The following is a 12,460-nucleotide window of genomic DNA, read 5'->3' as shown; positions in this document are numbered from 1 at the left end:
TCAGGTCCGGCCGCCGCATCCAGTGGGCGATCGTGGGCGATCACCCTCCATGACCACATGATCGGAAGAGTCGGTTGCCTGAGAGCGAAAATTTCTTGTGGGACCGCACGACTGTACGGACCCCTGTCGAGACGAGGGCGGTCAGGAGATATCTTGATGTCGAGCAATGTTGCAGACGTGGAGCGGAGCACCCGGTGACTGACTCGACCATCATCTATACGCACACTGACGAGGCCCCGGCCCTGGCGACGTATTCCTTCCTGCCGGTGGTCCAGGCGTACGCCTCGCAGGCGGGTGTCGCCGTCGAAACCCGCGACATCTCCCTGGCCGGGCGCATCATCGCGCTGTTCCCGGAGTACCTGGAGGAGGGGCAGCGCATCCCGGACGCCCTCGCGGAGCTCGGTGAGCTGGCCAAGACGCCCGCGGCCAACATCATCAAGCTGCCGAACATCTCGGCGTCCATCCCGCAGCTCAAGGCCGCCATCGCCGAGCTGCAGAGCCAGGGCTACGCACTGCCGGACTACCCGGACGACCCGAAGACCGACGAGGAGCGGGACATCCAGGCCCGCTACGACAAGGTCAAGGGCTCCGCGGTCAACCCGGTCCTGCGTGAGGGCAACTCCGACCGGCGCGCCCCCGCGTCGGTCAAGAACTACGCCAAGACCCACCCGCACCGCATGGGCGCCTGGACCCCCGAGTCCAAGACGAACGTGGCGACCATGGGCGTCGACGACTTCCGCTCCACCGAGAAGTCCGCGGTCATCGCCGAGGACGGCGCCCTGCGCATCGAGCTGGTGGGCGACGACGGCACGACCACCGTGCTGCGCCCGTCGGTACCCGTCCTCAAGGACGAGGTCGTCGACGCCTCCGTCATGCACGTCGCGCCGCTGCGCGAGTTCCTCACCGCCCAGATCGCCAAGGCCAAGGCCGAGGGCGTGCTGTTCTCCGTGCACCTCAAGGCCACGATGATGAAGGTCTCCGACCCGATCATCTTCGGTCACGTGGTGCGCGCCTTCTTCCCGAAGACCTTCGCGAAGTACGGCGAGACGCTCGCCGCGGCCGGCCTCACCCCGAACGACGGCCTGGGCGGCATCTACAAGGGCCTGGAGGCCCTGCCGGAGGGCGCCGAGATCAAGGCCTCCTTCGACGCCGAGCTCGCCGAGGGCCCGGAGCTGGCCATGGTCGACTCCGACAAGGGCATCTCCAACCTGCACGTGCCGTCCGACGTGATCGTCGACGCCTCGATGCCGGCCATGATCCGCACCTCCGGCCACATGTGGGGCCCGGACGGCCAGGAGGCCGACACCCTCGCGGTCCTGCCGGACAGCAGCTACTCCGGCGTGTACCAGGCCGTGATCGAGGACTGCCGCGCCAACGGCGCCTACGACCCGTCCACCATGGGCTCGGTCCCGAACGTCGGTCTCATGGCGCAGAAGGCCGAGGAGTACGGCAGCCACGACAAGACGTTCGAGATCCCGACCACCGGCACGGTCCGCCTCGTCGACCAGGCCGGCGAGGTCGTGATCGAGCAGGCCGTCTCCGCCGGTGACATCTTCCGCGCCTGCCAGACCAAGGACGCCCCGATCAGGGACTGGGTGAAGCTGGCCGTCACCCGCGCCCGCGCCACCGGCAACCCGGCGGTGTTCTGGCTGGACGAGACCCGCGCCCACGACGCCAACCTGATCGCCAAGGTCAAGGCGTACCTGACGGAGCACGACACCGAGGGCCTGGACATCCGGATCCTGAACCCGGTCGAGGCGACCAAGCTGTCGGTGGAGCGCATCCGCCGCGGCGAGGACACCATCTCGGTCACCGGCAACGTGCTGCGCGACTACCTCACCGACCTGTTCCCGATCCTGGAGCTCGGCACCAGCGCGAAGATGCTGTCGGTCGTGCCGCTGATGGCGGGCGGCGGCCTGTTCGAGACGGGCGCCGGCGGCTCCGCGCCGAAGCACGTCCAGCAGCTGGTCAAGGAGAACTACCTGCGCTGGGACTCCCTCGGCGAGTTCTTCGCGCTGGTCCCGTCCCTGGAGCAGTGCGCGACGGCCACCGGCAACTCCCGCGCCAAGGTCCTCGCCGACACCCTCGACCGCGCCACGGCGACCTTCCTCAACGAGGACAAGTCCCCGACCCGTCGCGTCGGCGGCATCGACAACCGCGGCAGCCACTTCTTCCTGTCCCTGTACTGGGCGCAGGAGCTGGCGCGGCAGACCGACGACGCGGACCTGGCCAAGGCCTTCGCCGCGCTCGCCGAGACGCTCGCCGCGAACGAGCAGAAGATCATCGACGAGCTGAACGCCGTCCAGGGCAAGCCCGCCGACATCGGCGGCTACTACCAGCCCGACCCGGCCAAGGCCGCCGCGGTCATGCGCCCGTCGACCACGTGGAACGAGGCGCTCGCGTCCCTGAGCTGACGCACCGGCCTCCGCGAGGCCCCGCGTGACTCCGCCCCGGCCGGCAGCCGCCCGGCCGGGGCGGAGCCGTCTGTCACCAGTCCCGGGTGGCGATCAGCTCCTCCACGTCCGCGTCCGCGAAGCCGTAGGCCTGCGCCACGAACCAGAAGTTCTCGGCTATCTCCTCGCGCGCCACGGTCTCGATGTCGCTGTCGGCCTCCTCGAAGTCGGCCTGGAGGTCGTTGAACTCGCCGGTGGCGGCCTGGGTCAGGACGTACAGCGCCGCCAGGCCGTCAGGCCGCTCGGTCTCGATGCGCTCGCACAGCCGCAGCAGGATCTCCTTGCCCCGGTCCACCACGTGGTCCGGGTAGTAGTCGTCCCGGTAGAGCCCCTTGAGAAACCGGTGTGCGGTCACCTGCTGGTTGTTGACGGGCATGTTGCTCCCCCGCCCTTCCTCGACGTTCCGATGTGGCACCTTGATCGTGCACCACGCCACTGACAACGCCCCGGGAGCAGCCTCATGACCTCTGCCGCACCGTCCTTCGAGCTGCTGCCCGGTGCGGCGGAATCCCCCGTGATCCTGCACGTGCCGCACTCCGCACGGGAGATACCGCCCGGGGTGCGCGCGGGGATCGTGCTGGACGACGCGGAACTGGAGCGGGAGCTCGACCACATCACCGACGCGCACACCGCCGAGATCGCCGCCGAAGCCTCCCGGCTGTCCCCGGTCGCCCCCTGGCGGTTCGTCAATCGGCTCTCCCGGCTGGTCGTGGACCCGGAGCGGTTCCCGGACGAACGGGAGGAGATGCTCGCCGTCGGTATGGGCGCCGTGTACACGCGCACCACGCACCGCGAACCGCTGCGGCCCGCGGACACCGACCCGGAGCCGTTGATCGCGCGGTACTTCCGCCCGTACGCGCAGGCGATGACGGACGCCGTGGCCGAGCGGCTCGCCGTGGCCGGTCGGGCCGTGATCATCGATGTGCACTCCTACCCCACGGGCGCGCTGCCCTACGAGTTGCACGGCGAGGGCCCGCGACCGCCGGTCTGCCTGGGCACCGACTCCTTCCACACGCCGCCCGGTCTGCTCGCAGCGGCACGGGAGGCGTTCGCGGGGTGCGGGGAGATCGGGCTCGACAGTCCGTTCGGCGGGGCGTACGTGCCGCTGGAGTTCTACGGGACCGAGCCGAGGGTCGGTGCTCTGATGGTGGAGATCCGCCGGGACACGTACATGAGCGAGCCGGGCGGCCCCGCCGGACCCGGCCTCACCCGTCTCGCGTCGGCGCTGGCCGGCCTCGTCGACGCGCTGACCGGCTAGCCGGACCGGACCCGGAACGGGACTCCCAGCCGGGTCTCGCCTTCGGCAACGGGCCGCACCACCGCACCGGTACGTCCCCGCCCGCCTGCAGACCGGGCTCCTGGTCGGCGCGGTCCCCGACCGGCTGCCCGGGCTGCGGCTCGCGGTCCGCGCCGACCAGGTCCGCCGGCGCCGGAAGACGGGATCCGCGGACCCTGCCCGTCACGTGGTGAAGGGCGACCGCCGGGTCAGGCGCGCAGCCACTCCGTGACCACCACCTCCCCGCCGGCCCGCAGTCGCAGTGCGAAGGGTCCGGCGGGGGGCACGTCGGACGTGAAGCGCCCCATGTCGTCTGCGACGAGCGCGGCACCGGCCCGGGGGCCGCTGAGCACCTCGATGCTGGCCGGCTGCGGAGGCAGCACCTGCCCCATCAGTCCCTGCGGGGTCACTTCCACGTCGACGGTCACGTCACCGGTGTGGAAGGTGAGCATCCGCGGCGGGGCCGCCGCTCCTCTGACCGGGATCGCGTCGACCAGCGAGTCGAAGGTCAGCTCGGCGAGCCGGGCGTCGAGGTCGTGCAGGGCGTAGGCCTCGACGGCGATCTGCCGCAGCTCGGCGGGCACCGGGTCCAGGATGCCGGCGGCCAGACGCAGATCGTCCAGGAGGCCGGTGTCGAATTCCGTGGGGTCGGCCGTGTCGTCGAACTCCTCGTCGCCGATGCCTTCTTCGGCGAAGGAGTCACCGTTCAAGTCGTTCATGTCATGCATGTCGCTCACAACGCCCCCCGTGCGTCGAGTCGGGCCCGCAGGCGGCGCAGACAGCGCTGGCGCAGCGGCCCGATGCTGCCCACCGCGATCCCCAGGGCGGCGGACACCTCCTGGTAGCTCGGCGGCGGCGAGGCCATCAGCACCCGCAGCAACTGCCTGCACCGGTCGCCGAGTTCCTCGAACTCCTGCCACACCCGCCGGATCCGCTCGGTCTCGGCAGCGGCCTCCTCCGAGTCGAGGAAGGACTGCTCGGGCGTACGGTCCTCGCTGACCCGGTCCAGGACCTGCGGGTCGTCCGTCGGCATCAGCCGCCTCGAGCTCTTGAGCACCTTCAGGCACTCGTGCCGCGCGGTGCTGGCCAGCCAGGAGCCCGCCTTCTCGCGTTCGCGGATCCGGCCCAGGTGCTGGGCGAAACGGAACCAGACGGTCTGGTACACCTCGTGCGCGTCGGCGTCGGACATCCGATGTGCGCGCACCACGGACCACACCAGTGGGCTCAGCCCTTCCACCAGCGCCTTCCAGGCCGCCGCGTCACCGTCGACGGCGGACTGGACGAGCGCGCCGACATCTGCACGGTCCACGGCCCCACCCCTCGTGTACGGCAAGTCATCGTACGCCGTGGAGTGGGCGGTTCCGGCCGTCATGCGCCCGCCGAGGGCCGCGTGACCGGGACCGGGCGCCAGGTGGCCGGCCGCAGCGCCGGGACGTGCGCCCCACGCACTTCCGCGAACTCGGTGTTCGTGGTGAGCAGTTGCTGCCGGGCGGCGCGCGGGTCGGTCTCCTTGTGCGCGGTCATGTGGGCCGCGACCAGGCCCGCGACGACCGGGGTGGCGAAGGAGGTGCCACTCCAGTGCGCGAGCCCCTCGAACATCACCTGGTCGGGCGTGACGGTGTCGCCCTCCTCGCTCAACACACCGGCGTGCTGCGGGGACTGGCAGGTGCAGGTGTAGGTGAAGCCGTAGCGGCAGGCGTCGTACGTGGAGTGCTGGTACAGGTACGGGACGGGTGCGTCGAAGCCGGTGAGGGCACTGGTGAGGCGCTCGCCGGGGGCGTAGGCGTCGACCCAGGAGCCGTGGTTGCTGAAGCAGGCGCCGTGCTCGCCGTCGCCGCGCAGCGCGCCGACCGACAGGACGACGCCCTGGTACTCGGGCAGCGAGGCGTAGGCGGCGGGCCAGAACGGCGTGGCGCTGGCGTTGTTGCCGGCCGCCGCGACCAGCAGGGTGCGCTGCTGCCGGAGTTCCTCCATGAAGGCGTCCATGCCGAGCAGTCCGTCGGTGCGGCCGTTGGAGGTGCCCGCGGAGAGACTGATGACGTCGGGCCAGCCGTGCTGGTCGACGGCGTCGAAGAGCCGCTCGCCGAACTCCGACTCCAGGATGGCGCCGGCGTCGTTCAGGGTGTTCAGCACGGTGACGTCCGTGTTGGGTGCCACGGCCGCGACGAGCCCGGCGATGAAGGTGCCGTGGCCGACGTACTGCAGGAGGTTGCCCGCGCTGTCGGTCTCGGTGCCGTGCAGGTCGCCCTGGACGTGCGCGAGCAGGGGCAGGGCCGCGTAGTCGTGCGTGAGGCCGTTGTCGATGACGAGGACGCCGACGGCGGTGTCCGGGTCGTGACCGGCCTCTGCCGGGGCCGGGTTGGTGCCCTGGGCGCGCGGGGCGGGCACGGGTTCGTCACCGGGGCAGGAGTTGACCGCGATCGACACCACGTGGTTACGGCTGACCAGCCGGCGTCCGGCGCGCCCCTCGGGCTCGCGCAGGGCGCGCAGGGCGTGGGCGACGGCCTGGTCGGCGCTTCGGCCGCCCTGGCCGGGGTCGCCGACGTGGATACGGGTGATGCCCGAGCGGTTGGTCTCCGGGCTCGCCCGTCGCACGTGGTCGGCGGTCAGGTCGGGCGCCGCGGTGAAGTGGCTGCGCACGCTGTCCTCGACGAGCCGCGCCTCCTCACCGTCCCGGGCGAGCACGACTCCCTTCTCGTAGATGAACTCCGCGGCGTCGTCGGGCCCGAGAGCGAGGGGGACGTCGGGCATGGAGCGCTGGATCTGGTCGAACTGCTCGTGGAAACGCTGTGGTGCCATGGCATGTCCTCCGGTTGAGGCGGCGGTCGTCAGTCAGAGCCGCCAAGACGGCGATTGATACAGCGACAACCCTGTGTGGCGTGCGACCGGGGCCACTACCATCCATGGAGTGACAGCGGGAAGCGACTCGGTTCTCGAACTGCTGCCGATGGTGTTCGCCGCACCGAACGAGGCGCTGGCGCGGGCAGAGGCGGTGCTCGACTCCGATCCGTCTCCGTGGTGTGCCTCCGTCGCCCACCAGGTGATCGGCATCTGGCAGCGGGACTGGGGGGACCTCAGGATCGCGCTGCACCACCTGCGTCGCGCCCGCGATCTGGCGGCGCGCGCGGAGTCGGCCGACCGGGAGGCGGACGTCCTGGCCGCCCTCGGCGTGGCGCTGGTGCACGCGGGCCGCACCCGGGAGGGCCTGAAGGCGCTGGAACGCGGAGTCGCGGTGAGCAGCGGGCACACACGCGCGCGGGTGCTGTTCCGGCGGGCCTACGCCTCGTGGGTGCTGGGGCATCACCGTCAGGCGCTGGACGACGTGCGCCGGTCGGTCCCCGTGCTGCGGCAGGCGGACGACGTCATCTGGACGGCGCGCGCGCTGACGCTGCGCGCGACCGTGCATCTGGCGCTCGGCGCGGTGGACCGCGCCGACGCCGACTTCACCGCCGCCGAGGCGCTGTGGGACACCACCGGCCAGGAGCACGACAAGGCGGACGCGGTGGAGAGCCGGGGCCTGGCCGCGTACCGCTCGGGCGACATCCCGGCGGCGCTACGGCTGCTCGACGAGGCCGAGGAGCGGTACGCCAAGCTCGGCACGCCGACCTTCATGCTCAACATCCGCCGCTGCGAGGTCCTGATGGCGGCCGGGCTCGCCCCGGAGGCGCTGGGCGAGGCGGACTCGGCGATCGCCGTGCTCGACGGCATCGGCGGGCAGTCCACCCGCAAGGCAGAACTGCTGCTGGCCGCCGCCCGCGCCGCCCGGCTGGCGGGCGACCCGCACACGGCGATCGCGCGCGCGGACATGGCCGTACGGCTGTTCGCCGGGCAGCGGCGCACCTGGTGGGAGACGCACGCCAGGCTGGTGCTGATCGAGGCGCGGGTCGCCACCGGGCGCCGCTCGGGCCGGATGGTCGCGGATGCCGCCGCGGTGGCCGACCGGCTGGCCGGCTTCGGCGCGCCGGCCGCGCCGGAGGCCTCGCTGCTCGCCGGGCGGATCGCCCTCGCCCTCGGCTGGACGGCGGACGCCGAACGGCATTTGACGGTCGCCGCCCGCAGCAGGCGCAACGGGCCGCCGCTGGCGCGGATGACGGGCTGGGCGGCGCAGGCGCTGCGGGCCCGGGCCGCCGGTTCCGGCCGGGGTGTCCTCAATGCCTGCCGGCACGGCCTCGACGTGCTGGACGACCACCGGATGACGCTCGGCGCCTCGGAGCTGAGGGCCCGGGCCACCGCGCAGGGCGCGGAACTCGCCGCGCTGGCCCAGCAGGCCAGTCTCGCCTCGGGCGGCCCGCGGCGGCTGCTGGTGTGGAGCGAGCGCTGGCGGGCCACCGTCCTGTCCGCGCCGCCGACCCGGCCCCCGGCCGACCCCGCCCTGCTCAGCGGCCTCACCGCGTTCCGGGAGATCGCCGCCCGCGCCGAGGCCGCCCGGATGGAGGGCCGTCCGGTGCCGACGCTGGAGCGCGACCAGCGGCGGCTGGAGCGGGAGGTCCGCTCCCGGACCCTGCACATCCGCGGCGAGGCGCCCGGCGACGGCGACCGGTTCGACCCCGCCCGGCTGCTGGAGCGCCTGGGGGACGAGGTACGGCTGGTGGAGCTGGCCGTGCTCGACGGGCGGGTGCAGGTGCTGCTGTGCGGGCGGGGGCGGGTGCGGCGGTTCGAGGCCGGGCTGCTGGCCGAGGCGGAGACCGAGGCCGAGCATGTGCAGGCAGGCTTGCGGCGGCTGGCCCATCCGGGTGCGGAGGCGCGGCTTCCGGTGGTGGAGGCCGCGGGGCGCCGGCTGGAGGAGCTGCTGTTCGGTCCGGCGGCGGCGCATCTGGGCAGCGGACCGCTCGTGGTGGTGCCGCCGGGGCGGCTGCACCGGGTGCCGTGGGCACTGCTGCCCTCGCTGCGGGAGCGGGTGTTCAGCGTGTCGCCGTCGGCGAGCAGCTGGCTGCGCGCCCTGGAGACGGCGCCGCCGCCGGGCGGACGCCAGGTGCTGGTGCGGGGCCCCGGTTTGGCGACCGGGGGCGCGGAGGTGCCCGAACTGGCCGGCCGGTACGGCGGATCGACCGTGCTGGAGGACGAGGACGCGTGTGTTCCCCGGGTGTTGGAGGAGCTCGACGGGTCGGCGCTGGCGCACATCGCCGCGCACGGCACGTTCCGCGCGGACAGCCCCCTGTTCTCGTCGCTGGGGATGGCCGACGGCCCGCTGATCGTCCATGACTTCGAACGCCTGGACCGCAGCCCGTACCGGATCATCCTGTCCTGTTGCGACACCGCCCGGTTCGCGTCCGTCGGCGCCGACGAACTGCTCGGCCTGGTCACCGCGCTGCTGCCGCTGGGCACGGCGGGGGTGGTGGCGTGCAGCGCGCCCGTCAACGACGCCGCGGTGGTGCCCCTGATGCTCGCCCTGCACAAGGGGCTCGACGCCGGCCTGTCCCTGGCCGAGGCGCTGCGCGACGCCCGTGCCGCGCTGCCGGGCGACGCGACCCACCAGGCGACGGGGTGGGCGTTCTCGGCGTTCGGGGCGGCCTGACCCGCCCGCGTGTGTGGCGGCCTGACCCCACCCCCGATCACGGGGGTCAGACCGCCGGTCCTGTGGGCGGCTCAGGCCGGCTGCGCCTCCGGCAGTTCGACGAGCCAGGGCAGCGCGCCGCGGTCGCTCGCGCCGAGGCGGGCGTACGCGCTGTAGAGGTGATTGCCGACGGTACGGACGGACAGGGTGAGTTTCTCCGCGATCTGCCGGTTGCTCAGGCCGGCGGCCGCGAGCGTGACGATCTGCCGCTGGCGTGCGGTCAGTTCGCCGAGGACCAGCCCGGACAGCGCGGGTGTGCGGGCGCCCTGGCAGCGGCGGGCCAGCGCGACGGCACGGGTGCGTGAGGTGCGGGCGGCGCGTGGGTCGCGGTGCGCGCGTACGGCCTGGGCGTGCGCCTCGGCGGCGAACAGCAGAAAGCCCCGCTCCTCCAGTCGTGCGGCCGCATGGTCCAGGGCCGGTCCGTCACCGCGGGCGAGCGCGTCGGCGTGGGCGGCGAACACGCCGGTCAGCCTGCCGGCGGCGGTGTCGGGCGCGCCGACACGGACGGCGTCGTACGGGTCGTCCGTGGCCGCCGCCACCGTGTCGAGGTCACCTCGGGCGGCCGCCTGCCAGACCGTCGCCACCCCTACGACGGTCTCCATGACCGTCTCGCCCGACTGGGCGGCGGCCAAGGCGAGTTCGACGCGGCAGGGCCGGTCCCCGGGAGCTCCCCTCAGCCCCTCCCCCGCCCAGGCCGCCGCCTCGCGCAGTTCCCCCCGCAGCCGCGAGAACCGCGCGCGTACGGCCGCGTATCCGGCGGGCACCACAGCGCCCTCGTCCAGCAGCCACTCCCCCACCGGTGCCGGGATCGCCCGTACGTCCGCCCGCTCGATCCCCCTGGTCAGCGCGGCCGACTCGGCGGCCAGGGCGGCCGTGCAGCTGTCCGGCGTCCGGGCCAGCCGTCGGGACCGCAGCCGTCCGGCCGCGGCGCGCAGTACCGGGCCGTGCAGGGGGTGGGCGAGGCGGGCGGCGCCGTGGTCGTCGACGTGGACCAGGCCGTCGGCCTCCAGGTGTTCGAGGGTGCGCAGGTCGAGGTCGTCCATGGGGAGCGGGAGGGGCTCGGCGAAGGCCAGCCGGTCGAGTGTTTCGCGCTCCGCGGGGCCGGTGCGGTCGAGGAGGTGGGCGGTGCGTTCGCGGACGGTCGCCGTGATCGGCACCGGGCCGCGCCAGGCCCGGGCGCCGTCGGCCCCCGGGAGGGGGGTGAGCAGTTCGCGCACGGCACCCAGCAGGTCGCGCAGCAGTCGTAGGTCGCCCTGGCACAGGCGGTGCAGGCGGTTGACGGTGAGCGGCTCCAGGCCGTCGCCGGTACCCGCCGCGAGCAGGTGGGCCGTCTCCTCCCGGGACAGGGGTTGCAGGGCGAGGCGCGGCAGGAGCTCCCCGGTCCACAGCCGGGAGACCGCTCCGGGCACCGGGGCGCCCTCGGTGGCGACGACGAGGAGGCGGGTGCGTCCGTGCACGGCCAGCTGGTGGACCAGGGCGGCCGAGGCGTCGTCGAGCAGGTGGGCGTCGTCGACCAGCAACACCCGCGTGTCGGCGAGGAGTTGCACGGCGCGGTGCAGGGAGACGTGCTCGGGGAGCAGGTGCGCGAAGGCGGCGAAGGGGATCTGCCGGGTCTCGGGCGTCCCCGCGAGCTTGGCGCAGTCGGTGCCGCGCACGGCCTCCGTGGCGAGGCGGGTCTTGCCGCTGCCCGTCGGCCCGGTCACCACGATGCCCTGGCGTGCGACGGACAGGGCCCGGCGGACCAGTTCGAGTTCGTCCTCCCGGCCGGTGAACGGCCAGGGCAGCTCCAGCGTCTTCGCGTCCCGTTCGAAAATCGTCACGACTACAAGAGGCGCCATACTCACGCCTGATACAGGGGGACTTGAGTAGCCCCCGACTCAGGCGCCCGGGGGCGGCCCGCGGCAGTCTGTTCGCCATGACCGCACGCTACTGCTCGCTCGCGTGGCAGCCCGCCCCGGCCTTCGTGCCGGGACTGGCCGCCGAGCGGCACAGTGCGCTCATCGCCGGCAGCCGGATGTGGGCCAACCACACCTTGCTGCACTACTGCTTCTTCGACGACGACACCGACGGGTCCGTCATTCCCGTCCCGGGATCCGGTGCGACCAGGCGCGTCTCGTGGGCCGGCCCCAAGGACCAGCGGGACGTCGTACGCGAGTGCTTCGAAGAGTGGCAGGACCTCGGCATCGGGGTGTCGTTCGCCGAGGTCGGAGACCGCTCTGAGGCCGAACTGCGGATCGGGTTCCAGCTCGGCGACGGCTCCTGGTCGACCGTCGGCAAGGACGCGCTCCAGGTCGGCCTGAACGAACGCACCATGAACTTCGGCTGGGACCTGACCGCGCCCGGGGAGCGCGGAACGGCCCTGCACGAGATCGGTCACGGGCTCGGCATGCTGCACGAGCACCAGAGCCCGTTCGCCGGCATCCACTGGGACGACGAGGCCGTCTACGCCGATCTGGCGGGCCCGCCGAACTTCTGGAGCCGGGACCGCACGTTCTTCAACATCCTGCGCAAGCTGGACCCGCGCGAGGTGAACGGCTCCGTGTGGGATCCGCAGTCGATCATGGAGTATCCCTTCGAGGCGGGGCTGATCCTGGAGCCGGAGCAGTACCGCGCGGGTCTCCACCCGCCCGGCACGCTCTCCGCCGCCGACAAGGAGTACGTGCTGCGCTGGTACCCGCCGGCCCGGCCGCCGCGGGCGCCCGCGCTGGTGCCCTTCCGTTCCGCGCCGCTCGGTCTCGGCCCGGGCGAACAGGCCGACTTCGTCGTCGAGCCGCCGGAGACCCGCGAGTACACCGTGGGCACCTTCGGCGACAGCGACGCCCTGGTGGTGCTCTTCGAGGAGCGGGACGGCGAGCCCCGCTACCTCACCGGCGAGGACGACGGGGGCACCCCGCGCAACGCCACGATCAAGGCCCGTCTCGTCAAGGGCCGCCGCTACTTCGTCCGTGTGCGCCTGTACTCCAGCTGGGGTTCGGGGGAAACAGCGGTCATGTGCTGGTGACAGCACATGCGGGCCGCACACGGGCGATGCTGGACCACTGTCCGGCGCCGGGGGAGCGGTCGGGGGGCGGGCCCCGCGGGGGGGGGGGGGGGTGGCCCGCGCCCGCGCGGGGGTTGGGGCGTTGTGGTTAGTCGGAGGCCCCGACCGGGCACCTCCCCCACGGGGGAACGACCTCT

General features: G+C 73.1%; 9 protein-coding genes. 4 read left to right on the top strand and 5 right to left on the bottom strand.

The features are described from left to right. The first annotated feature begins 194 nt into the window (after positions 1-194). The gene (locus ACFWWR_RS01865; RefSeq protein WP_383868338.1) at positions 195-2,414 is read left to right on the top strand and encodes an NADP-dependent isocitrate dehydrogenase; all 2,220 of its coding nucleotides are present in this window, start codon (positions 195-197) and stop codon (positions 2,412-2,414) included. A gap of 73 nt (positions 2,415-2,487) precedes the next feature. On the opposite strand, the gene ACFWWR_RS01860 is transcribed toward ACFWWR_RS01865, so the two are convergent. Further along, on the bottom strand, positions 2,488-2,829 hold the full coding sequence (locus ACFWWR_RS01860) for a DUF5713 family protein (RefSeq protein ID WP_383868336.1): 342 nt from the start codon (positions 2,827-2,829) through the stop codon (positions 2,488-2,490). 84 nt (positions 2,830-2,913) lie between these two features. Here ACFWWR_RS01860 and ACFWWR_RS01855 point away from each other — a divergent pair, with 84 nt between their 5' ends. Next, a complete protein-coding gene (locus ACFWWR_RS01855) occupies positions 2,914-3,711 on the top strand; it encodes an N-formylglutamate amidohydrolase (protein WP_383868334.1) in 798 nt (265 codons plus the stop codon). 227 nt (positions 3,712-3,938) lie between these two features. Here ACFWWR_RS01855 and ACFWWR_RS01850 read toward each other — a convergent pair whose 3' ends face one another. From ACFWWR_RS01850 to ACFWWR_RS01840, 3 genes are read right to left on the bottom strand one after another with little or no spacing between them, the layout of a single operon-like run. Continuing rightward, positions 3,939-4,448 carry a hypothetical protein gene (locus tag ACFWWR_RS01850; protein ID WP_384301408.1) on the bottom strand — a complete coding sequence of 170 codons (510 nt, stop codon included), beginning with the start codon at positions 4,446-4,448 and terminating at the stop codon, positions 3,939-3,941. A 14-nt stretch (positions 4,449-4,462) separates the two neighbouring features. Beyond that, on the bottom strand, positions 4,463-5,101 hold the full coding sequence (locus tag ACFWWR_RS01845; protein ID WP_383868330.1) for an RNA polymerase sigma factor: 639 nt from the start codon (positions 5,099-5,101) through the stop codon (positions 4,463-4,465). Beyond that, a complete protein-coding gene (locus ACFWWR_RS01840) occupies positions 5,098-6,528 on the bottom strand; it encodes a S8/S53 family peptidase (RefSeq protein ID WP_383868328.1) in 1,431 nt (476 codons plus the stop codon). Before ACFWWR_RS01840 ends, ACFWWR_RS01845 begins: the two co-directional genes overlap by 4 nt. Before the next feature lie 148 nt (positions 6,529-6,676). On the opposite strand from ACFWWR_RS01840, the gene ACFWWR_RS01835 reads away from it, so the two are divergent. Then, positions 6,677-9,244, top strand: a complete 2,568-nt coding sequence (locus ACFWWR_RS01835; RefSeq protein WP_384301590.1) for a CHAT domain-containing protein — start codon at positions 6,677-6,679, stop codon at positions 9,242-9,244. Between the two features lie 71 nt (positions 9,245-9,315). Here the strand turns inward: ACFWWR_RS01835 and ACFWWR_RS01830 are convergent, their stop codons facing one another. Then, entirely contained in the window at positions 9,316-11,121 is a 1,806-nt protein-coding gene (locus ACFWWR_RS01830) for a LuxR C-terminal-related transcriptional regulator (protein ID WP_384301404.1), read from the bottom strand. 77 nt (positions 11,122-11,198) lie between these two features. On the opposite strand from ACFWWR_RS01830, the gene ACFWWR_RS01825 reads away from it, so the two are divergent. Further along, positions 11,199-12,284, top strand: a complete 1,086-nt coding sequence (locus tag ACFWWR_RS01825; RefSeq protein WP_384301400.1) for a M12 family metallopeptidase — start codon at positions 11,199-11,201, stop codon at positions 12,282-12,284. The last annotated feature ends 176 nt before the right edge of the window (positions 12,285-12,460 follow it).

Origin of the sequence: Streptomyces sp. NPDC058678 (assembly GCF_042714835.1) — a bacterium.
In the GTDB taxonomy this organism is placed as follows: Bacteria; Actinomycetota; Actinomycetes; order Streptomycetales; family Streptomycetaceae; genus Streptomyces.
This window is presented reverse-complemented; position numbering and strand designations above follow the sequence as displayed.